This window comes from Flaviaestuariibacter terrae, from assembly GCF_054777635.1.
This window is the reverse complement of the sequence record NZ_BAAHAL010000006.1, coordinates 665483-686709: the sequence shown is the minus strand read 5'-3', so window position 1 is coordinate 686709 and position 21227 is coordinate 665483. Positions and strand designations below refer to the sequence as shown.

16 protein-coding genes and 1 tRNA gene are annotated in these 21227 nt (G+C 58.1%); 9 read left to right on the top strand and 8 right to left on the bottom strand.

Features of this window, described 5'->3' with window-relative positions; all coding sequences use genetic code 11:
• The first annotated feature begins 35 nt into the window (after window positions 1–35).
• On the top strand, window positions 36–560 hold the full coding sequence (locus ACYU7Z_RS03715; protein WP_460567493.1) for a DinB family protein: 525 nt from the start codon (window positions 36–38) through the stop codon (window positions 558–560).
• A gap of 71 nt (window positions 561–631) precedes the next feature.
• On the opposite strand, the gene ACYU7Z_RS03710 is transcribed toward ACYU7Z_RS03715, so the two are convergent.
• Entirely contained in the window at window positions 632–2785 is a 2154-nt protein-coding gene (locus tag ACYU7Z_RS03710) for a carboxy terminal-processing peptidase (protein ID WP_460567491.1), read from the bottom strand.
• Between the two features lie 250 nt (window positions 2786–3035).
• Between ACYU7Z_RS03710 and ACYU7Z_RS03705 the strand changes: the two genes are divergently transcribed.
• From ACYU7Z_RS03705 to ACYU7Z_RS03685, 5 genes are all read left to right on the top strand, one after another.
• Window positions 3036–3109: transfer RNA gene (locus tag ACYU7Z_RS03705), tRNA-His, on the top strand.
• 157 nt (window positions 3110–3266) lie between these two features.
• Window positions 3267–5861 (top strand): outer membrane beta-barrel protein, encoded by a 2595-nt coding sequence (locus tag ACYU7Z_RS03700; protein ID WP_460567489.1) that lies wholly within the window; start codon window positions 3267–3269, stop codon window positions 5859–5861.
• 75 nt (window positions 5862–5936) lie between these two features.
• The gene (locus ACYU7Z_RS03695; RefSeq protein ID WP_460567487.1) at window positions 5937–6809 is read left to right on the top strand and encodes a Gfo/Idh/MocA family protein; all 873 of its coding nucleotides are present in this window, start codon (window positions 5937–5939) and stop codon (window positions 6807–6809) included.
• Window positions 6806–7903: a glycosyltransferase family protein gene (locus tag ACYU7Z_RS03690; protein WP_460567485.1), complete on the top strand. Its 1098-nt coding sequence runs from the start codon at window positions 6806–6808 to the stop codon at window positions 7901–7903. The genes ACYU7Z_RS03695 and ACYU7Z_RS03690 overlap by 4 nt, the downstream gene beginning before the upstream one ends.
• Entirely contained in the window at window positions 7896–9011 is a 1116-nt protein-coding gene (locus tag ACYU7Z_RS03685) for a glycosyltransferase (protein WP_460567483.1), read from the top strand. The genes ACYU7Z_RS03690 and ACYU7Z_RS03685 overlap by 8 nt, the downstream gene beginning before the upstream one ends.
• On the opposite strand, the gene ACYU7Z_RS03680 is transcribed toward ACYU7Z_RS03685, so the two are convergent.
• Window positions 8995–9684: a cell division ATP-binding protein FtsE gene (locus ACYU7Z_RS03680; RefSeq protein ID WP_460567481.1), complete on the bottom strand. Its 690-nt coding sequence runs from the start codon at window positions 9682–9684 to the stop codon at window positions 8995–8997. The two genes, ACYU7Z_RS03685 and ACYU7Z_RS03680, sit on opposite strands and share 17 nt — an antisense overlap.
• Window positions 9685–9705: 21 nt before the next feature.
• Window positions 9706–10872 carry an AIR synthase family protein gene (locus ACYU7Z_RS03675; RefSeq protein WP_460567479.1) on the bottom strand — a complete coding sequence of 389 codons (1167 nt, stop codon included), beginning with the start codon at window positions 10870–10872 and terminating at the stop codon, window positions 9706–9708.
• Window positions 10873–10944: 72 nt separating this feature from the next.
• On the opposite strand from ACYU7Z_RS03675, the gene ribF reads away from it, so the two are divergent.
• Window positions 10945–11871: a riboflavin biosynthesis protein RibF gene (ribF, locus tag ACYU7Z_RS03670; protein ID WP_460567477.1), complete on the top strand. Its 927-nt coding sequence runs from the start codon at window positions 10945–10947 to the stop codon at window positions 11869–11871.
• 29 nt (window positions 11872–11900) lie between these two features.
• Here the strand turns inward: ribF and holA are convergent, their stop codons facing one another.
• Window positions 11901–12905, bottom strand: coding sequence for a DNA polymerase III subunit delta (gene holA, locus ACYU7Z_RS03665; protein ID WP_460567475.1), 1005 nt, complete (start codon window positions 12903–12905; stop codon window positions 11901–11903).
• A gap of 213 nt (window positions 12906–13118) precedes the next feature.
• Here holA and ACYU7Z_RS03660 point away from each other — a divergent pair, with 213 nt between their 5' ends.
• On the top strand, window positions 13119–14012 hold the full coding sequence (locus tag ACYU7Z_RS03660) for a hypothetical protein (RefSeq protein WP_460567473.1): 894 nt from the start codon (window positions 13119–13121) through the stop codon (window positions 14010–14012).
• A 313-nt stretch (window positions 14013–14325) separates the two neighbouring features.
• On the opposite strand, the gene ACYU7Z_RS03655 is transcribed toward ACYU7Z_RS03660, so the two are convergent.
• Window positions 14326–17253 (bottom strand): TonB-dependent receptor domain-containing protein, encoded by a 2928-nt coding sequence (locus ACYU7Z_RS03655; protein ID WP_460567471.1) that lies wholly within the window; start codon window positions 17251–17253, stop codon window positions 14326–14328.
• A gap of 204 nt (window positions 17254–17457) precedes the next feature.
• Here ACYU7Z_RS03655 and ACYU7Z_RS03650 point away from each other — a divergent pair, with 204 nt between their 5' ends.
• Window positions 17458–18375 carry a phosphoribosylaminoimidazolesuccinocarboxamide synthase gene (locus tag ACYU7Z_RS03650; protein ID WP_460567469.1) on the top strand — a complete coding sequence of 306 codons (918 nt, stop codon included), beginning with the start codon at window positions 17458–17460 and terminating at the stop codon, window positions 18373–18375.
• Between the two features lie 120 nt (window positions 18376–18495).
• Here the strand turns inward: ACYU7Z_RS03650 and ACYU7Z_RS03645 are convergent, their stop codons facing one another.
• Genes ACYU7Z_RS03645 through ACYU7Z_RS03635 form a run of 3 tightly spaced genes read right to left on the bottom strand, consistent with a single transcriptional unit; the run spans window position 18496 to window position 21182 of the window.
• Window positions 18496–19269 (bottom strand): heme ABC transporter ATP-binding protein, encoded by a 774-nt coding sequence (locus tag ACYU7Z_RS03645; RefSeq protein ID WP_460567467.1) that lies wholly within the window; start codon window positions 19267–19269, stop codon window positions 18496–18498.
• Entirely contained in the window at window positions 19262–20326 is a 1065-nt protein-coding gene (locus ACYU7Z_RS03640; RefSeq protein WP_460567465.1) for a FecCD family ABC transporter permease, read from the bottom strand. The genes ACYU7Z_RS03645 and ACYU7Z_RS03640 overlap by 8 nt, the downstream gene beginning before the upstream one ends.
• Window position 20327: 1 nt before the next feature.
• Window positions 20328–21182, bottom strand: coding sequence for a heme/hemin ABC transporter substrate-binding protein (locus ACYU7Z_RS03635; protein ID WP_460567463.1), 855 nt, complete (start codon window positions 21180–21182; stop codon window positions 20328–20330).
• Window positions 21183–21227: the final 45 nt, after the last annotated feature.

The following is a 21227-nucleotide window of genomic DNA, read 5'->3' as shown; positions in this document are numbered from 1 at the left end:
GGTTTTTTATTTTTAGTGCCTAAAAGCCGAAGACCATGCCCCAACTACAGTTAGATCGTATTCCCGAGTATTATCACCGCTACGTAGCGCAGGTAGCCGACCTCGATCTCGCTGCTGCGCTCGCTTTCCGGCGCACCGCGCTTCTCCCCTTGCTGCAATCGCTGCCTGCGGAGCGCTGGGATTATGCCTATGCGCCGGGCAAGTGGACCATCAAGGAACTGGTGCTCCACATCGCCGACACGGAGCGGGTGTTTGCCTACCGCGCCCTTACGTTTGCCCGCAACGGCAACACGCCGCTGCCCGGGTTCGATGAGAATGTGTTTGCCGACAATTCGGAGGCAGCCCGCCGCAGCCCGGAATCGCTGCTTGCGGAGCTCGAATCGGTACTGACCGCGAGCGACACGCTGTTCCATTCCTTCTCCGAAGAGCAATTAGACCGCAGCGGCGAAGCGAACGGGAAGCCGGTATATGTATTCGGCATCGGCTACATCCTTGCCGGTCATATCCTGCACCACAAAGGCGTACTGGAAGAGCGCTATCTCCATACGCAAACGGCCTGAACTATTCGCATCCAGCATAAGAAAAGCCCCGGCAACTGCCGGGGCTTTTCTTTATTTGGTGAGGTCTCTACTTAAAACGTTTTCACGGGCTGCTTGCCCTGCTGCTTGGCGCGGGCGAGCGACTGCTGGTTGCGGATATCGCCAATGACGCGTACCGCCTGGTCGAGGTAAATATCGCGGCTGCGGTCTTTGAGGAACTGGTTATAGCGGTCTTCCTTGTTCTTGTCTTCCGCCATGCGGGCCTTGTCTTCCGGGAGGTAGCTGATGGTCAGCTCCTTGTTCGCCTTGATCAGGCTGTCGGTCTGCTTCACAAGAACGCGGATCTCCTGCTGCTCGGCGCGGAACTTATCGATCTGCAGGGAGTACTCCTTGTCGTTACGGGCAGCGATCACCTCGGTGTTGCGCTTGATCTGCTGAAACACCGGGTTACCATTGATGCGCGCGGCGCTGAGGCTCTTGATCGTTTGCAGGTCGTAACCGCCGTTCCAGGGCTTGTAGCTGGCTTTGCTGATCTCGTCCCAGGGAAGTGCGTTGTCGTTATCCCGCTCGCGGTACTTATAGCTCTCGAGCTGGTCGGGCACGATCACGTCGGGCACAACGCCCTTCAGCTGTGTGGCACCACCGTTGATGCGGTAGAACTTCTGCAGCGTGATCTTGAGTGAGCCAAGATCGCTGTTGGAGCTCATGAAGTTTGTTTCGGGGTCGAGGCCGATGGCGCGCTGCACGGTGCCCTTGCCATAGGTGCTCGTAGAGCCGATGATCACCCCGCGGCCGTAATCCTGGATGGCGGCAGCGAAGATCTCGGAGGCCGAGGCGCTGAACTCGTTCACCATAACAGCGAGCGGTCCATCATAAAGTACACCCTGATCTTTGTCGCGCATCACCATGGGCTTGCCCTGGCGGTCGCGCACCTGCACGATCGGACCGTCTTCGATAAAGAGTCCGGCCATCTGCACCACATCGTAGAGCGAGCCGCCACCGTTGTTGCGGAGGTCGATCACGATGCCGTCAACCTTGGCCTGCTTCAGCTTGGTCACTTCGGCTGCGACGTCGGCAGCACAGCGGCGGCCATTGGGATCGTCGAAGTCGGCGTAGAATTCCGGGAGGTAGATGTACCCGATCTTCGAGCCGCCCTGGTCAACCACGGCGCTGCGGGCATAGGTTTCATCCTGCTGGATGGTATCGCGGGTGAGGGTCACGTTTTTCACCGTGCCGTCTTTCTTCTTAAGTGTCAGGGTTACGCTGGTCCCTTTCTTGCCGCGGATCAGCTTCACCGCGTCTTCCACCTCAAAGCCGGAGATGTCCTGGGTACCGACGCTGTCTTTGCCCTGGGCCACCTTGAGGATCACATCGCCTACTTCGATCTGCTTCGACTTCCACGCGGGCGAGCCGGTAAGCAGGGTGGCGATCTTGATATTGCCTTCATCGTACTGGAGCGATGCGCCGATACCCGAGAAGGTACCGCTCAGCTGCTCGTCGAAGTAGCGCTTCTCCACCGGGGGGAAGAACTCGGTATACGGGTCATTGAGCTGGGTGATCGTATTCACGTACAGCGCGAAACGCTTGTCGTCATCAAAGGTCTTCGAATAGCGCTGGTAGATGCGGTCGAGAACTTTCTTCACGCGGTCGCGGGCATCGGCCTCGAGCTGTGCATCGGTCTTCACTACGAAATCCTTGGTGCCTTTGTTCTTCTCGCGGTTATCCAGCAGCTCCACGTAGCGGTCGAGCACCATGTACTTCACCTTTTTGCGCCAGGCTTCGCGGCGCTCGGCTGCGCTCGACGGGAACTGGATCTTCTTGGCATCGGCCACGATCGATTCGTCGACCGTAAAGTCGAAGGGCTTTGCGAGAAGCTCCTGGTACAGCTTCTGCGTTTCGGCCATGCGCTTGTTGAACAGCGCGCTCACGTCCTGGAAGAATTCCACCGGCGCGCCCTTGATCTCGTCGTCGATGCGCGTCTCGTGGCGGCTCAGGGTCTTGAGGTCTTCTTGGAGGAAAATGTTCTTTTCGGGGTCCATGGCTTCGAAGTACTTCACATAGACCTGGCGGGAAAAATCGTCGTTGATCTCCTTGGGGCTGTAGTGGCCCTGGCGGAGCATTTCGCCCACGCTCTGGAGAATGCGTTCGTATTTGGAGGGAGGTGCGGTGGTTCCGGTTCCGAGGCTGCGGGTAGCCAGGAAAATCCCGGCCGCCAACAAGGTTAGCAGAATGGGTAATCTTTTCATGCTGAATAGTGATTTAAGTGCCGGAGGCATAGTTCTCAAATTTAAAGCAAAAAAGATGCAGCACCGGTGAGGCCTCTATACTTAACAAACGTTTTTGATGAACGGCCGCTTCAAATTTGTGCAACGAGTGCTTCGAACAATGCAATCCGTTAGCCCGCGCGACGCATCTTCTGAAAAAATTTGGCGGAGGACGAAGGGAAATATTTTGCGCAAAACACTTCATTCCCTTATTTTTGCATTCCGCAAAACGGTGGTTATAGCTCAGTTGGTTAGAGCGTCGGATTGTGATTCCGAAGGTCGCCGGTTCGAGCCCGGTTAGCCACCCTCCGCCCCCGCTTCCCGCGGGGGTTTCTTTTTCCCCCTACCGCTCGTAACGCCCTGCAACCACCGCCCCTTCCATTCGTTAATAATGGTTAACAAATCCGGATAGCCCCGGCCATGTCGGCTATTTTTGCGCCTTCATTCTACCGAATAACACATTATGAGACTCTATACCCTACTGTCCGTTCTTCTTCTTACCCTGGCGGCCGGCGCCCAGCAGCGCCCCGGTGGCGCCGGCGGCGGTGGCCGCAGCATGCCCAACGGCCGCTTTTACGGCCGCGTGGTTGACGGCTCCAACAAAGGCGTCGAAGCCGCATCCGTGGTGCTTGTGACGATGCGCATGGATTCCGCGACCAAGCAGCGCAAAGAGGCAGTTGTTGGCGGACAGCTCACCGCGGCCAACGGCGACTTCAGCATCGAGAACGTTCCCGTGATGGCGCAGTACACGCTCCGCATCACCGGTATCGGCTATAAGAAATACGAGCAGAAGGTGCAGTTCCAGCGCCCGCAGGGCAGCACCGATCCCAATGCGCTGATCAACGCGATCGACCGCGACCTCGGAAACATCAAGCTGCAGGTTGACCAGCAGGAGCTTGCAAACGTAACCGTTACTGCGCAGCGCCCGCAGCTCACCCTGGGCATCGACCGCAAGGTGTTCAATGTCGACCGCAACATCACGAGCGCCGGCGGCACCGCGGTAGACGTGATGCGCAACGTGCCTTCCGTGGCCGTTGACGTGGATGGCAACGTTACGCTCCGCAACAACGCCCCGCAGATCTTTGTCGACGGGCGTCCCACCAACCTCACCCTGGAGCAGATCCCGGCCGATGCCATCGAAAGCATCGAGATCATCACCAACCCCTCCGCCAAGTTCGATGCCTCCGGCGGTACCGCGGGTATTCTCAACATCGTACTGAAAAAGAACAAGCGTGTCGGCTACGCCGGTAACATCCGCGCCAGCGTCGACTCCCGCGCCCGCGTAGGTCTTGGTGCCGATATCAACGTGCGCCAGAACAAGGTGAACGTGTTTGCCAGCGCCAACTACAACCAGCGCAAATCGATCTCGTCGGGTCAGACCGACCGCGTAACCACCGGTCCGGCTTCGCAATCGATCCTCAGCCAGCTTGACAGCAGCACGATGCGCGGCGCTTTCGGATTTGGCCGCGCCGGTCTCGACTACTTCCTCAACAACCGCAACACGATCTCGGCCAGCGTGAGCATGGCGCGCGGCGGTATGGATCCGGAAACAGAGACCAGCATCCGCACAACCCTGCGCAAGAATGGCCAGCCCGACACGGTGCTGTCGACGCCCCGCATTACCGAAGGAACGAACCGCTTCCGCAACATGGGCGCCCAGCTCAGCTTCAAGCATAACTTCCCCAAGGCCGGTCACGAATGGACTGCCGATGTGAACTATAACAAAGGCCATAACGAGAACGAGAGCGTGATCACTTCGCAGAACCTGCGGATCGCGCCCGATAACGCGAACCTCGGAAGCTATACACAACTGCAGAACATAGCCGGTACCAACCAGACGGTTGTATTCCAGACCGACTATGCCAACCCGATCACGGAAAAGTCGAAGATCGAAGGCGGCGCCCGCGTGCAGGTGCGTGATATTGTCAGCGATATCGCGTACACACTTGGCGGCAAGACCACCGGCACCTATTACACCAACCAGGAGCGCATCTACGCCGCCTATGGCACGTACTCGGGCAAGATGAAAACCTTCGGCTACCAGCTTGGTCTGCGCGCCGAGAGCTCCACGAACGAAGGCGTGCTCAACCGCAAGCAATCGTTCCGTACCGAGTTCCCGGTAAGCCTGTTTCCAAGTGTCTTCCTGAGCCAGAAGCTGACGGACTTCAGCGACCTGCAGCTTAATTACAGCCGCCGGATCAACCGTCCCAACTTCTTCCAGCTCTTCCCCTACACCGATTATTCCGACTCGCTCAACATCAGCCGCGGCAACCCGGGTCTTGTGCCCGAGTTCACCAACTCGCTGGAACTCGCCTTCTCGCATACCTTCAAGAACCGCGATAACTTCATTGCGTCGCTTTATTTCAAAAACACCAACGACCTCATCACGCGCTACCAGCAACTGGAGAACGATACTTTCCTGAAGCGCGACGTGTACATCAACACGTTCATCAACGCCAGCCGCAGCTGGGTGTCGGGCCTCGAGCTCGTATCGCGCAACAAGGTGGCTGCCTGGTGGGACCTGACCTCCAACCTCAACCTGTTCACGTCGAAGATCGAGGTGCCGGGCCAGGTAACGCCTGATCCGTTCGTGAGCTACTTCGCCAAGATCAACAACCAGTTCAAGCTCCCGAAGAACTTCAGCCTCCAGCTTTCGGGTGATTACACCTCGAAGATCATTTCGGCACCCGGCGGCTCCAACAGCGGCGGAGGCCGTGGCGGCTTCGGTGGTGGCGGTGGCATGATGGGTGGCGGTAGCGGTTCCGCTGCACAGGGCTATATCCGTCCCAACTTCGGTGTTGATGCTGCCCTTCGTTACGAATTCCTCAAAGACCGCAAGGCTTCGCTCTCGCTCAACGTAAACGATATCTTCCGCACCCGCAAGTACGACGCGCATACCGAGTCGACCGGTTTCGTACAGGATGTTCTCCGTCGCCGCGATCCGCAGGTGTTCCGCCTCAACTTCAGCTACCGCTTCGGCAAGATGGACGCAACGCTTTTCAAGCGTAAGAACACGCGCCAGGAAGATGCCGGTATGGACACGGGCGTAGGCATGTAACTTCCTTCCATAAAGCTTAAGAGCCCTGCCAGCCGGCAGGGCTTTTTTCATGGGCGGAACCCCTATTTTTGACGCATGTACCGAATTGCCCTAGTTCAGGACCTTCCTATGCCCGACGATACCAGCGCTGCCCTTGCTGCGACTGCCGGTGAAGCACCGCTCTCGTTCGGGCACATCGACGACTTGCTGGCCAGTTCCGATGTGCCGGCCGTATGGCTGCACACCCGGACGGGGCTGCATGCCGAATACGCGATCAAAGCATTGCAGGCAGGCAGGGATGTGATCTGTAACGCGCCGCTTTGCATCACCTCGTCGGCGGCCTGGCAGATCCTCGAAACGGCGAAGTACACCGGCCGGAAGCTGCACGTGATCAACCATTGCAGCCGCTTTTGGAGACAGGCGGCGAAAGAGCTGGGCGCCCTGCGCCGTGTTCATGTCTGGGCACGTACTACGGAGGATCCCGGAGGAAGCCGCTTTCCCGACGGCGGACATCTTTACGGCATTTTCTACCCGCTTGCCGAAGCCCTGACCACCGTGCTGGGCCCCATCGACTCCGTTCGTGGTCACCTGGAGCGCGGACGCGGCGACGATTCGCTGGAGCAAAGCGGGCATGCGGAATTTACATTGGACGGCGGCGGTACTGCCTATTTTGACTGGACGGTGGCCCCGGCCCCCGAGGCCCAGGCTCCCGGTTTTTCGGTGCTGCTCGAAGGCGCCAACGGCACGCTTACGATAGGCGGTGCGTTTGACCAGGACAAGCTCCGGATCAATACGGTAGAAGCAACGGGGATTGATATGACGGATCCCGGCCAGTCAGCCTGCGTGGCCGACCGATTGCCGGCTGTACTGGACGGGGGAAGCGACGGCAGGTTTGATGCCTTCCGCGCCCTGCGGGTAGTTGAGTTCATCGATCGCATCTATACCCGACTCCAAGGCGACAGCGCATGAAGCGATTGATCCTGGCCGTTACCAATGACCTCAGCTATGACCAGCGAATGCAGCGTATCTGCCGGACCCTGGCGGAAAACAACTATGATGTTACCCTGGTAGGCCGGAAGCTTTCACACTCGCGCCCGTTGCGAAAAGAGCCATACACGCAAAAGCGGCTTCGCTGCCTCAGTAACAAGGGGCCGCTGTTTTATGCCGAATACAACGTTCGCCTTTTTCTCTTCCTCTTGTTCCGACGATTCGACGGCGTCTGCGCGATCGATATCGACACAGCCCTCGCCTGCTTTACGGCCGGCCGTATCAAAGGCGCATTACGTTTTTATGATGCCCATGAATTGTTTACCGAAATGAAAGAGGTGCGCAGCCGGCCGCCGGTTCACAAAGCCTGGCTGCGGATCGAGCGCTACGCGGTGATGGCGATGGACGCAGGCTACACAGTGGGTGAAGGCCTTGCGCGCATTTTCGAAGAGCGCTACGGGCGACGCTTCTCTGTCGTCCGCAATATGCCGGTCTTGCAGGAAACTACTGCGGGCGCTGCGGGCAGCGGGCCATACATTCTTTACCAGGGTGCCGTCAATGAAGCGCGGGGTTTTGAAGTGATCGTACCGGCCTGGAAGAACATTGATGTGCCGCTGGTTGTTTGCGGCGATGGCAACTTCATGGAGCAACTGAAGGATCTTATCCAACAGCATGGAGTAGCCGCAAAGATCGAATTACGCGGAATGCTTCCGCCGGAGCAGCTTCCCGCGATAACCGCCGGGGCCCTGTTCGGCATCAACTTTACCGAGGCCGAAGGGCTTAACCAGTACTACTGCCTCCCCAACAAGTTTTTTGATTATGTGCAGGCCGGTATCCCACAGCTTACCAATGACTATCCTGAATACCGGCGTCTTAACGAGCAATTCGAAGTAGCCCTGTTGCTGCCCGAGCTGTCGGTTGAAGGCGTTAGCGAAGGCGTCCACAGGCTTCTCTCCGATCGTCCCTGCTACGAGCGCCTGCGCGCCAATGCGAACCGGGCCCGAGCGCAGTGGCACTGGGACGCTGAAGCACCGCGCCTGCTTGACATTTACCGTAAAGCCTTTGCCCGTGGCTGACAAGCTCCATATCGTTTGCCTCGACGCACCGGCTCCCCCCGATTATGGCGGGGCCATCGACATGTATTACAAAGCAAAGGCGCTCGCCGAAACGGGGCGCTCGATTGTGCTGCACTACTTTGATTACAAGGAGGGCCGAGGCAGCACCGGGATGGAAGCATTTTGCTCCGAGATCCACAAATACCCGCGCAAAAGCTTCCTAGCTTCGATCTGGGAAAAGCAGCCGTATATCACGGGCTCACGCAATAGTCCCGAATTGCTGAAGCGGCTTAAGAAGGACGATGCGCCGATACTGCTGGAAGGGGTTCATTGCGCAGGCCTGCTACCGCATTTCTACGGGAAGCGGAAGTTCCTGCTCCGGATGCACAACGACGAGGCGGCCTATTATGCAGGCCTGGCTGACAATGAGCGGAACCTGTTTCGCCGTGCGTACTACCGGCTCGAAAGCCGCCTGCTCGACGCGTTCCAGGACTCGCTTCCGAAAGAACTTCCGATGGCCTGCGTATCGCATACAGACATCGCGCAACTGGCCGAGCGCTATGGATTCCGCCAGCTTTCGTTCATCCCTTCGTTCACGCCCTGGCAGCGCCTTGAGGGTGCTACCGGCCGCGGGTCGTTCTGCCTGTACCAGGGTAATATGGAAGTGTCGGAAAACCGCGAGGCCGCGGAGTGGCTGCTGGAGCACGTTTTCACCGACAGCTCCATCCCGTTTGTGATCGCCGGCAAGAACATCCCGAAGTCATTGTTCCATGGTGCGTCCGGAAAGCCGCACATCCGCCTGTACAGCAACCCGGGCGCCGATGAAATGGAAGAATTGCTTCGCGAAGCGCAGGTGAACGTCCTCCCCTCGTTCAACACAACCGGGCTGAAGCTGAAGATGCTTCATGCGCTGTTCAGTGGAAGGCATTGCCTGTCGAATGCGGCAGGAATCGCCGGCACGGCCTTTTCGGGCGCCGTGGAGCTGGCGGAAACGCCCGAAGAATTCAGGGCGGCCGTAGCGCGGTTGTGGGGCACGGCGTTTACCGAAGAAATACGGGAGCGCCGGCAGATCGTGGCCGAGGTATACTCGAACGGCCGAAACGCGCAAAAGCTTAATGCATGGCTATAGAGGCGTTGTCGATGACACCGCCGTGCTCGGTACGCAGCATCCGCGCCGGGAATTTGTTGATCACGATGTAGTCGTGCGTCGCCATCACGATCGCCGTACCATAGTCGCGGGAGATGTGGAAGAGCAGCTGCATGATCTCATCCGACGTTTCGGGGTCGAGGTTACCCGTGGGCTCGTCGGCAAGTATCAGCTTCGGTGAATTGAGCAGGGCGCGCGCGATGTCGACGCGCTGTTGCTCGCCGCCCGACATCTCAAAGGGCATCTTAAAGCCTTTCGATTTAAGGCCCACTTTATCGAGCACGTCGGCGATCTTTTCATCCATCAGCTTTTCGTCTTTCCAGCCGGTGGCCTTCAGTACAAACTTCAGGTTCTCGTTTACGTTTCGATCGGTGAGCAGCTGGAAGTCCTGGAACACAACGCCGAGGCTGCGGCGGAGGAAGGGAACCTTGCGCCAGTCGAGCGTCCGCAGGTCGTAGCCGTTGATGGTGCCCTGTCCTTCACGAAGCGGCAGCTCGCCGTAGAGCGTCTTCAGCAGGCTCGATTTACCGGTACCCGTTTTACCCACGAGGTATACGAATTCACCCTTGTTGACAGTGAGGTTCACGTTGCGGAGCACCTGGCTGTCGCCCTGGTAGATGTTGACGTCGCGGAGCTCGATGATCGATTCGGCCATAGCTGATTTTTGGAAAGATAGTTAATAACGAATTTCAGCGCCATTGACCTTCAACAGCACTTCTTTTTTAACAGATTCTTCGGTGCGCCCGATGACAACGGCCTCGATGCCGTAGTGCCGGGCAATGGCGATGAGTGCAACGGCGGTACGCTCGTTGGTATACACCTCCAACCGCGTGCCCATATTGAATACCTGGTACATCTCGCGGTCGTCGGCGCCACTCGACGACTGGATGAGCCGGAAGATCTCCGGCGGCGCTTCGAGACCGTCCTTCACCACGCGCAGGTGTTCGGGAAGGTATTTCAGGCACTTGGTATGCCCGCCGCCGCTGCAGTGAATGAGGCCGTAAATATCGCCGAAGTGCTCCTCGAGCAACGTCCGTACCAGCGGCGCAAAGGTGCGCGTCGGCGAGAGCAGCAGGCTGCCCACCGTGCGCAGCGCACCGGCCGCGTCGATCGAATCGGTGAGGCGGTGCGGCCCGATGTAGACCACGTCTTCCGCTACAAGCTCGTCGAAGGTTTCGGGGAATGTTTTATAATGCTTGTGCAGCACATCGTGGCGGGCGCTCGTCAGGCCGTTTGAGCCGATACCGCTGTTGTAGGCATTTTCGTAGGTGGCCTGGCCATGGCTGGCAAGGCCCACGATCACCTGGCCAGGCGCAATGGCCTCGTTGGTGATGAGTGCCTTGCGGCGCCAGCGGGCGGCCATTGTGCCGTTCACCGCTACCGTGCGCACAACGTCGCCGACGTCGGCGGTTTCGCCGCCCATGAAGGCAATCTGTACACCAAGGCCGGCCATGTTGTCGAGAAACTCCTGCGTGCCCTCGATGAGCGCCGTAAGCACCTCGGCCGGGATGCGGTTCTTATTGCGGTCGATCGAAGAGGAAAACAGCATCCGGTCGTAGATGCCGGTGCAGATCAGGTCGTCGAGGTTCATAACCACAGCGTCCTGCGCAATGCCTTTCCATACCGAGAGGTCACCGGTCTCTTTCCAATAGAGGTAGGCCAGGATGCTCTTGGTGCCGGCACCGTCGGCGTGCATGACGTTCACCCAGTCGGCATCACCACCGAGCAGGTCGGGATCGATCTTGCAAAAGGCGCGCGGGTAAAGCCCTTTCGACAGATTCTGCGTAGCGGCGTGAACGTCTTCCTTCTGCGCGGAAACTCCGCGTTGCGAATAAAGCGACATGCCCCAAAGGTAACGCGTGGAAAGGCTATTAATTGGCTCGCTGGTTAAATGGGGCAACTTAACTTCGCGCCCATGCAGGTGCATTTTGATCTGGAGCAATTGCCTCCCTTCCGGAACGCCGTGGTGACCATCGGCACCTTCGACGGCGTGCACCTCGGGCACCAGGAGATTCTCCGGGCCCTGCGGCAACAGGCCGCCCGCACCGGTGGCGAAACGGTCGTCATCACCTTTCACCCGCATCCCCGCAAGATCGTGCAGCCCGAGGGCTCGCTGGAGCTGCTGACGACGCTTTCGGAAAAAGCAGCCCTCTTGGAGCAACACGGCGTGGATCACCTGGTGGTGGTGCCCTTCACGGCTGAATTCGCGGCGCAGGATGCGGAAGCTTATGTGCGCGATTTTTTGGTGGGACGATTTCACCCGCATACGCTCATCATCGGCTACGACCACCGCTTCGGCAAGGGCCGCAGCGGCGGCTACGAGCTGCTGGAAACGGTGCAGCCGCACTATGGCTATGAACTCATCGAGATACCGCAGCAACTGCTTCATTCGATCGGGATCTCATCAACGAAAATCCGGCAGGCGCTGAAGCAAAGCGATGTATCGGCGGCCCAATCGCTGCTCGGTTACCGCTTTTCCTTCGAGGGTGTGGTCATCCACGGCGACAAGCTTGGCCGGACCATCGGCTATCCCACGGCAAACCTCTCCTATTCCGACCCGGACAAGATCCGTCTGGGCGAAGGCGTTTACGCAGCGACGGCGCAGCTCGGTGACCGCGTGCTCGGAGGCATGCTGAGTATCGGGAAGCGTCCGACGCTCAACGATGTGATCGAGCGCATCGAGATCAACCTGTTTGATTTTGGCGAAGAGATCTACGGCGACACGCTCCGCGTCGAGGTCTGGGCATACCTGCGCGCGCAGGAGAAGTATCCGTCGCTTGAAGAGCTCAAGACACAACTGCAGCAGGATAAGCTCGATTCATTGGATCGGCTGCGCAAGTAATTAGTACCTCCATCTTACTACGCCGTTGCTCAGGCATCAACCATCATCTTCACGATCAGCTCTTTCAGGAGTTGCCCGTCGTCGGCACCGGCATTGTCGACGCCGATGCTTTTGAGGTTGTATTGGTTCAGCAGGAGAATATTCTTTTCGATCGCCTGCGGGTTGTACTGGCGGGCGGCCTGCGTGAATTCCTTCAGCTTCCATTCGGTGATGCCGATACTGGCGGCCAGGGCTTTCTCCTGCCCTGGCGGTGCGCTGTGTACGACCTGCAGCTTACCAAAAAAGCCATACAGCAGCGGCAACACGTAGGGTAAGGGCGCGGCCTTCGGGTTCTGCTCGAAATAAGTAGCGATCCGCATTGCCTTGTAATAGTCGCGGCGCGCGAGTGCGTCCTGCAGCTCGAATACGTTGTATTCCTTGCTGATGCCGACAAACTGTTCAATGTCGTCTTCGTTGATGCTCTTGCGTCCGGCAAGGTTGAGCGTCATCTTGTCAATTTCGTTGCTGATGCGGCTCAGGTCGTTGCCGATATGATCGATGAGCAGGTGCAGCGCTTTGGGCGTGATGGTAAACCCTTTCTCGCGCACGAGTTCCTCCGTCCAGGCAGGAAGCTCGTTGTCGTACAGCTTCTTGGTGCTGACGAGCACGCTCTTCTCCTTCAGGAGCTTGGCCAGCTTCGTCCGCCCGTCCACCTTCTTTCCTTTATAGGCAACGAAGAGCAGCGTCGACGGCAGCGGCTTGTCGATATAGCCCTCGAGCTTTTCAATGTCGCGCATGGCCTGGGCTTCCTTCAACAGCACGACCTGGCGCTCCGCAAACATCGGGTAGCGGCGGCAGGCGTTGACCACGGTAGCCCAATCGGTGTCGCGGCCGTAGAAAACAGTTTTGTTAAAGCCGGCCTCGCTTTCGGAGAGGATGTGGTGCTCTGCATAATTCATCACCTGGTCGATGAAATATTCTTCCTCGCCCTCCAGCCAATACACGGGCTTTGTCTGTCCTTTTTTGATGTCGGAGATGATCTTGTCTACCTTCATATTTCACATATCGGAATGCAACCTTCCTTAAACTGGCATGGTTTTGTATTACGTGTGCGAAAATCGAAACACACTCTTAACCAGAAACCCTCAATTTTAACCCTAAATCGATTTACGATGGCGAACACAAACTACCCGTCTGCAAATGAACCGCAGCAAAACCGTCCGGTCCGCAGCACCAATAACAATGTCAAAAATATAGTGATTGGCGTATTGGCAGCCGGTTTATTAGGCACCTGGGCTTATTTTCTGAAATCGAAGAACGAATCCGATGACAAGATCGCGATGACCAGCACGCAGGCGTCCAACGCCATGAGTGCCCGCGACTCCGTACAGCTGCTCTACAACGACGCGCTGACCCGTCTCGACTCGCTAACGGGTAACAACAACAATCTTCAGGGCCAGGTTACGCAAAACAACAGCGAGATAGGCCGTCTGAAGAACGAAATCAACTCCATCCTGCGCAAGCGCAACGCCACCGCGGCTGAACTGTCGCATGCAAAAGGCCTTATCTCTACACTCAATGGCAAGATCGCCAACCTCGAAGCTGAAGTGGCCCGCCTTAATGGTGAGAACCAGCAACTGGCCGCCGCCAACACGCAGCTGACCGAAGAGCGCACCGTGCTGCAGACGAACCTGCAAACCAGCACCGCCGAGCGTGAGGAGCTCGCGAAGACCGTAGATGTCGCTTCGACGTTCTCGGCTTCGAACATCCAAATCCACCCGATCGATGAGCGCCGCAACGGCAAGGAAAAGGAAACAACTACCGCCAAGCGTGTCAACAAGCTCGTTATCTCCTTTGACATCGAAAACCGCGTTGCCAAGTCCGGTCCTGCCGATGTATATGTTGTCGTAACAGGTCCCGACGGACAGGTTGTGACTGACCCCGCACTCGGCTCGGGTACGCTGACCACCCGCAACGATGGCGACCGTCCTTTCTCGTTCAAGACCACGGTCGATTACGAGCAAGGAACCCGCAAGAATGTAAGTGTACCGCTTCGTCGCCCCGACTTCAAGATCGGTGACTACAAGATCGAAGTATACCAGAATGGTTTCAAGATTGCCGAAGGCACCCGCAGCCTGAAGAAAGGCGGCCTCTTCGGTTAATCCAACGATTTACTCCTGCCCCTGACAGAGGCCCGCTTGCAAGAGCGGGCCTTTTGCGTGTTGCAGCTTTCCGGTCGTAGCAGCTTTGTCCTGACTAGTGCCAACAGTTTTAGAAGCAATCAATTGACGAACTAAGGTTTTGGTCTCCCCTCTTCACTATTCGTCCATTCCTTTCCGAACGGCTCAATGAAAGCCTTGAATCCGGGCTACGGATAATGCGAATGGAGATCGTTTCCCTTCTCCGGGGCATGACCTAATGCCAAGAAAAAAGCCTCCCCGAAGGGAGGCTTTTTTATGCATTCAGCTTCTAAGATCAGAAGATGTTGTAACCAAACGAAGCATAGTACAGGCCACCAACATACGGGCTGCCGTAGCCGGAGCGGTAGTACTGGTTGGCCAGGTTGGTAGCACCGATACGGAACACCGACTTGGTGTTCGGCAGGCGGTACGACAGCTGTGCGTCGATGCTGTGGTAAGCCGGCAGCGTACCGCTTACGAAGGTGCCTTCGTAGAAGTTCTGGTCCTGCCACTTCCATACGATGTTGAAGCCGATGCCACGCCATACGTTGTCGGTGCGGAAGCCCAGGTTGGTGCGGTACTTCGGTGCGTTGAAGAAGGTGATATAGCCTTCCGGAACATCGCGGAGTTCATCGGAGAATACGTTGCCGTAGATATACGTGGAGCGAACGATGTTGACTTCAGCCGAAACACCCCATCCGAAAGCATTCACTTTCTGGTCGGCGTTCTGTACATACGACAGGTTGCGCGACGTGCCGGGGTCCAGAGCGCCAGCGGGCGAGCCCGTCATCGACTGCACGACAGCTACGCGGCCCAGGAAGTCCTTGTACTGGCTGTAGTATGCGTAGGCATCGTAGAAGAAACGCTTGCCGGCAACACCCTTGTAGCCTACTTCGTAGGAAGTAACGCTTTCGGGCTTCATTTGCTTGTACTGGTAAGCCGACAGCTTCGTGGGATCGAGCGTTGCGCGGGCGGCGTTAACCGACTCGGCGGTGTAGCCCGGTGTAGCGCTGTTGTCGAGACCGTAGTAGGACTGGAATTCAGCAAGACCACCGATCAGGAGGCCGGAGCCCACATTCAGGTTGATGTACTGGTCCTGGTTGGTGGGGAAGCGGTAAGCCGTCTGGTACGACAGGCGGAGGTTGTTGTCTTTGAACAGCTTCACAACGGCAGTTACGCGGGGCGTAAAGCGTCCGTCGAAGTTGCTGTGCTTGTCGTAGCGACCGGCGGCGGTCAGCATGAGCACGTTGTTGAACAGGCCTTTACGCAGCTGCACATAGCCACCGATCTCGGAAGGCTTCAGCGTGCCGGCCGTATCGGCGAAGAGCGTGCCCTGAGAGTTCAGTACATATTGCTTGTACTGAACACCGGCGATCATGTCTACCGTGTTGGAGAAGTTGGCGAGGTTCGAAATGTTTACCTGGCCTTCACCTGCCCAGAGGTCGGAGCGGTCGAGGAACTTGGCGCCGTTCACCTGGGGATCTTTACCGATCGGAGCGCTGGCAACAGCGTTCTTCAGGGCTTCGAAAGCGGGCGTACCCGGCATCGGCATTCCCTGGTCGGCACCGCTGCGGGCCTGCTGCTGCGCCTGGTAGTCGGACAGACCACCGAAGCGGCTGAGGGCGTAGGCAACCGCATACTGCGTGTACCAGCCCGAAGCGCCGCCGCTGGCCTTGAAGCGCTCGTTCATGATGCGACCGAGTACGGTAGCGTTGTAGGAATCACCGGAGTTTTCCTGCGTGGTGTAGCCGCGTACAAACCAGTTGGGGTGGCGGATCTCCAGCTTGTGCTGGGCCATCTGCAGGTTTTTCAGCGAGTAGCGGTCGGCGCCGGTGTAAACCGTCGTACCGGTACCCCAGTAGCTGTTGAGCGAAACTTCGATGCGCGGTGTCAGCTTGTAAAAGAGACCGGCCGTGCCTTTGAAGTTGATGGTGTTATAGTCAACGAGGTCTTTTTCGTTGTAACCCGTGCGCGATACATTCTGGTTGGCGACGGCACCGTTGCGGTTCGTCACGTAGAGCGGGATGTACTGGGCCAGCGTGGGGCGGAGTGCAGCCGGGATTGCCGGGTTGCTCAGGAACGCCGTCAGGTTGGCGTTGTTGGGGGTCGGGAAGAGCGTCAGGTATTGCTGCGCGATGGTAGCGGGGTCGAGGGCACCACCGGTGGCACCGAGGATACCGGCGCGGATACCGCCTTCCACCTGCTTCGATACGAGGCTAAGGTTGGCCGAGGTCTCGTCACCATACACGTTTACGCCATCGTAGTTCGGATCGGTAGTGCGGTTGCCGCCTACGACCTTGCTTACGACGCTGGTGCGCTGCACGTTGTCATAGTCGTATGCCTGCCAGTCGTTGGCCTTGATGAACTGGGCCGAGATCTTGAAGGCGATCTTCTCATTCCAGGCCTTGCCGTAGCGGGCTGACCAATCATAATAAGGAGAAGGCTTCTGGTAGCGGTCCTGCAGGTGCATGAGACCCTGCTTGATCTGGAAGCTGAGACCCTGGTACTTGAAGGGGTTCTTTGTGTTGATCAGCAGCGTGCCGTTCATGCCGCCCGATCCATAGAGAGCCGACGAAGCGCCGGAGAGCATCTCCATGTTGTCGATGTCGAGGTCGGAGGGGCCGATGATGTTGCCTACGGAGAAGTTGAGGCCGGGGGCCTGGTTGTCCATACCGTCGATCAGCTGGTTGAAGCGGGTGTTGCCGCTGGCTACGAAACCGCGGGTGGTTACCGTGCGGAACGTGAGCGAAGCCGTGTGCATGTCCACGCCTTTCAGGTTGTTGATCGCCTCGTAGTAGCTCGGGGCGGGTACGTTGCGGAGCGTGAGGCTGCTCATTTTCTCAACCGTCACGGGCGTTTCGAGAATACGCTCGGGCGCACGCGTTGCCGATACCACTACTTCCTGTCCGAGGATGGACGAAGGAGTCAGGTCGACGTCGATGGCCTGCGAGGCGCTCGTTACGGTGATCTCGCGGCTTTCAAAGCCTACCGAGCTCACGATGAGCGTTACGGGAAGCTTGTTGACCGTAAGCCGGAAGTTACCATTGTCATCAGTGTAGGCGCCCTGGGATCCTCCCTTAACAGTAACGGAAACGGCGGGAACGTTTTCCTTGGAGCTGACGTTCTTCACCTTGCCGGTCAGGGTTACATTCTGGGCCATGACGGAAAGCGAAAAGAGCGTCGCCAACAAAAGGGCGGACGATAAGCGCAAGCATTGTCTCATAAACATTTGATTTTGTTTTGGAAGCAACATCGGTTGTTTCGCACCGTGCAGCAGGAGCTCACACGGAACCCTTTGAAGCACATAGTTTTCGGGCGGAAAAATACACAGTAAAGCCAAAGTGTTAAAATTTTTATTTCCACCATGTGCGTTTGTGCGTTGAAAGATGAACGCTGCCTTCTGTCGATCCATCGCTATTTTCGGGTCATGGCACCCTTTACGTTTCCCCGGCAAAGCGGCTTCTACCGCGGCAAGGTTCGCGACGTCTATTATATCGGCAACGACCGCCTTGTGCTGCTGGCCTCGGATCGCATATCGGCTTTCGACGTGATCCTCCCCCGCCCTATTCCGTATAAAGGGCAGGTGCTCAACCAGCTCGCCGCCTATATGTTGTCGGCCACACGCGATATCTGTCCCAACTGGCTCCTGTCGACACCCGCCCCAAATGCGTCTTACGGTTACCGCTGTACGCCGTTCCGGATCGAGGTGGTGGTGCGTGGCAATCTCTGTGGACATGCCTGGCGTACCTATAATAGCGGTGTGCGGATCCTTTGCGGCGCCTTGATGCCCGATGGCCTGCGGGAGAACGACTTCTTCCCGGTACCGCTCATCACGCCGTCCACCAAGGCAAGCGAAGGGCACGACGAGGATATTTCCGAAAAGGAGCTTCTTGCGCAGGGGCTGGCTACGCCGGAGCAATGGGCTAAAATCCGGTCGTACGCACTGGCGCTCTTCGCCCGCGGCAATCAACTCGCCCGCCGGCAGGGATTGATCCTGGCCGACACGAAATACGAATTCGGACTCTACGGGGACGAGATCATGCTGATGGACGAGATCCATACGCCCGACTCTTCGCGCTACTTCCACGCCGAAGGCTTCGAGGAGCGGCAGCTTGCGGGCGCGCACCAGAAGCAATTGAGTAAGGAGTTCGTTCGCGAGTGGCTTATTCAAAACGAATTCATGGGCCAGGAAGGCCAGGTGGTTCCCGAAATGACCGACGAATGGGTGCGTGAGATCAGCGAGCGCTACATCGACCTGTATGAGACGGTAACAGGCCAGAAGTTTCTGCCGGAGCCGCTTACGGAAGAAGAAGTGTTCAACCGCGTCGCGCAAACATTAGGGTAGACCACTCGGCACCCAGTTGCCTTGTTTCAGGTTCGTGCTGCTTGATACCTGCATCAGCGGCCGGGCAATAGACGTTCCCAATGAGCTGATGTCTGGAAAGCTTACCGGCTGTCCCAACAACTATTCAAAAACCACCATTCGCTTGCCATTCCCGGTGACGTCTATGCGCACAGGAACGTCGAATACGGATTCCACTATTGCAGCCGTCAGGTGCGCAGGGTCCGCAAGGTCGGCACACAGAGCGCCTTCCTTCAAAAACAGCAGCCTGTCGGCGTAGCGAAGCGCCAGGTTGAGATCGTGGAGTACGGCCACTACCGTGTTTCCCTGCTCCGCAAGGTCTTTGGCGGTTTGCAGCAGCCGCTGCTGGTAGCGTATATCAAGGTGCGACACGGGTTCATCAAGAAACAGGAGCTTGCCGGAAGCGCCCGTTCCGCCAAGCTGGGCGAGCACACGGGCCATCTGCACTTTTTGCGCTTCACCGCCCGAGAGCGTTCCGTAGTCGCGCTCCGCGAATCCCTCCATATCCATCGAATGCAGGCAGTCGGCAACCAGCGCCTCTTCTTCGGTACGCGACAGCGCGCCGGCATGCGGGTAGCGCCCGAGCTGCACCACGTCTTTAGCGCTGATCGGAAACTGGAGGGCATAGTGCTGCGAAAGCACTGCCCTGCGCCGCGCAAGCTCCAGCGCCGAAAATGTAGGGAGCGCTCTTCCTCCAAGTGTAACTGCGCCGGACGACGGTTTCAGCTCGCCGGCCAGGAGGCGCAGCAGCGTCGATTTGCCGGCGCCATTCGGACCCATGATCACGTGGAAGCTTCCCGGTGCAAAGGATAGCGTTGTCTTCTGCAACAGCGTTTTCCTGCCCACGCGATAGCTGATATGGGCGGCCTCAAGCATAGAAGCCTCCTTTTTGCCCGCCTTTGGCACGGGCCAGCAGGTACAGAAATAATGGCGCGCCGATAAAAGCAGTCACGATCCCGATCGGCATTTCCGCCGGCGCGATCAGGACGCGGCACAGCATGTCGGTAGCCAGCAGCACCGAGGCGCCGAGCAGTGCTGATCCGGCAATGAGGTAGCGGTTGTCGGAGCTGCGGAGGAGGCGCAGCACGTGCGGCACGATAAGCCCGACAAAGGCAATGATCCCGACCATCGAGGTGGCGACCGCTACGAGCAACGCATTTACGAGCATCACCGAGAATTTCAGGCGCTCCGTCCGTACGCCCAGGTACCGCGCTTCGGCATCGCCCAGCTGAAGGGCATTGAGCGGTCTTGCGAGGCGGAGGGCCAGCAATAGTCCTGTCACCGTAGAAATACTGACAATCCAAACCATCTTCCAGCTGGCGACCGAGAGCGTTCCGAGGCTCCAGAAGGTGATGGACCGCGCCTGCGGATCGCGGGCGATATAGGCAAGGAATCCGGTGCCGCCATTGGCCAGCGCATTCACGGCTACGCCGGCAAGGATCATTACCGACACGCTCACGCGGTTGAGGGAGGCGGAAAAATAATAAACCAGCAGCGTCGCGATCATGCCGCCGACAAAAGCGCAGGCTGGTGCGAGGAGGCTGCCCAGGAAGGAAAGCTGCGCGAAGAATGCGTTCTGCCCCAGTACAATCAGCAGGGCCGCCCCGAGCGCAGAGCCCGCCGATGTACCTACGAGCCCCGGCTCTACGATTGGGTTTCGAAAGAGCGATTGCATCAGCGCACCCGACACAGATAGCGAGGCGCCCACGAGGAGGCACAGCAGGCTGCGCGGCAGGCGGATCTCGAAAAAGAGCGCCTCGTGGAGCGCATTCACGCTGCCGCTTCCGTCGTACCGGTGCCGCAGCAGGGCCGGTATCTCCGCAAACCGGATCGGAACGGCACCCACGCCCAGCGACCAGCCAAACAGCAGGAGCAGGAGCAGGAGGAGCGCTCCGTAGATATACGGGTAAGGGCTGCGGGACAGTCGCGACACGTTAACGATGAATTAGCTCGGCCAGTTTCAAAATGTTTTTCCCACTGCGCGGCCCGAAATACAGCAGGTCGTGCTCCTCCACGCGAAACACCTTGCCATTGCGTGCGGCGGGCGTGAGCGCAAGACCCGGGAGTTCGAGAAACTTCCCGGCGCTGCCAACGCGGTCCCAGCCAAAGTCAGTGGCCAGCACTACATCGGGCTGCAGCTTGACGATGATCTCGGGGCTCAGGTTGCGAAAGCCCGATGTGTCCGCCGCCAGCTCCCCTCCTGCCAGCTCGACCATCGTCCTGGCCGCGCCGCGGGTACCGATCACGAAATACTGGTTGCGCTGCTGGCCGAAGTGGATCACGAGCACGCGGGGCTTGCGGGGGTACTTCGACACTGCCGTTGCGGCCTCCGCCAGGTCGGCATCCAGTTGCCGGTTGAGGCTATCCGCCCGACGTTCCTGGCCGAATTCCTTGCCCAGCAGCGAGAGAACAATCTTTGCGCTGTCGATGCTGTTGCCGGCCGGGTACACCTTCACCGGTATCTTCAGCTGCTCCAGCTGCGTCGACACTTCGGCCGGCGCGATATCGCCCTGGTGCACTACCAGCGTAGGCTCCAGCGAAGCGATCCCTTCGGCGCTCAGGTGCCGGTGGTACCCTACGGTTGTTTTCTTTTTGGCTTCCTCGGGGTAGGTGCTGCTCAGGTCGACGCCCACGATCTTGTCGCCCTGCTGCAGGGCAAAAAGAAATTCAGTAAGCTGCTTCGATACGCACACAATGCGGTCGGCGCCCGCTTTCTGGTTTTTGCTGTCGAATCGTCCGCAGGCGGCCAGCAACGGCAGCAGCAGCCATAGCAATCTTTTTTGTTTCATAAATAGTAAAAAGGCAGTGGCTTCCGGAGAAGCCAGCGCCGCGTT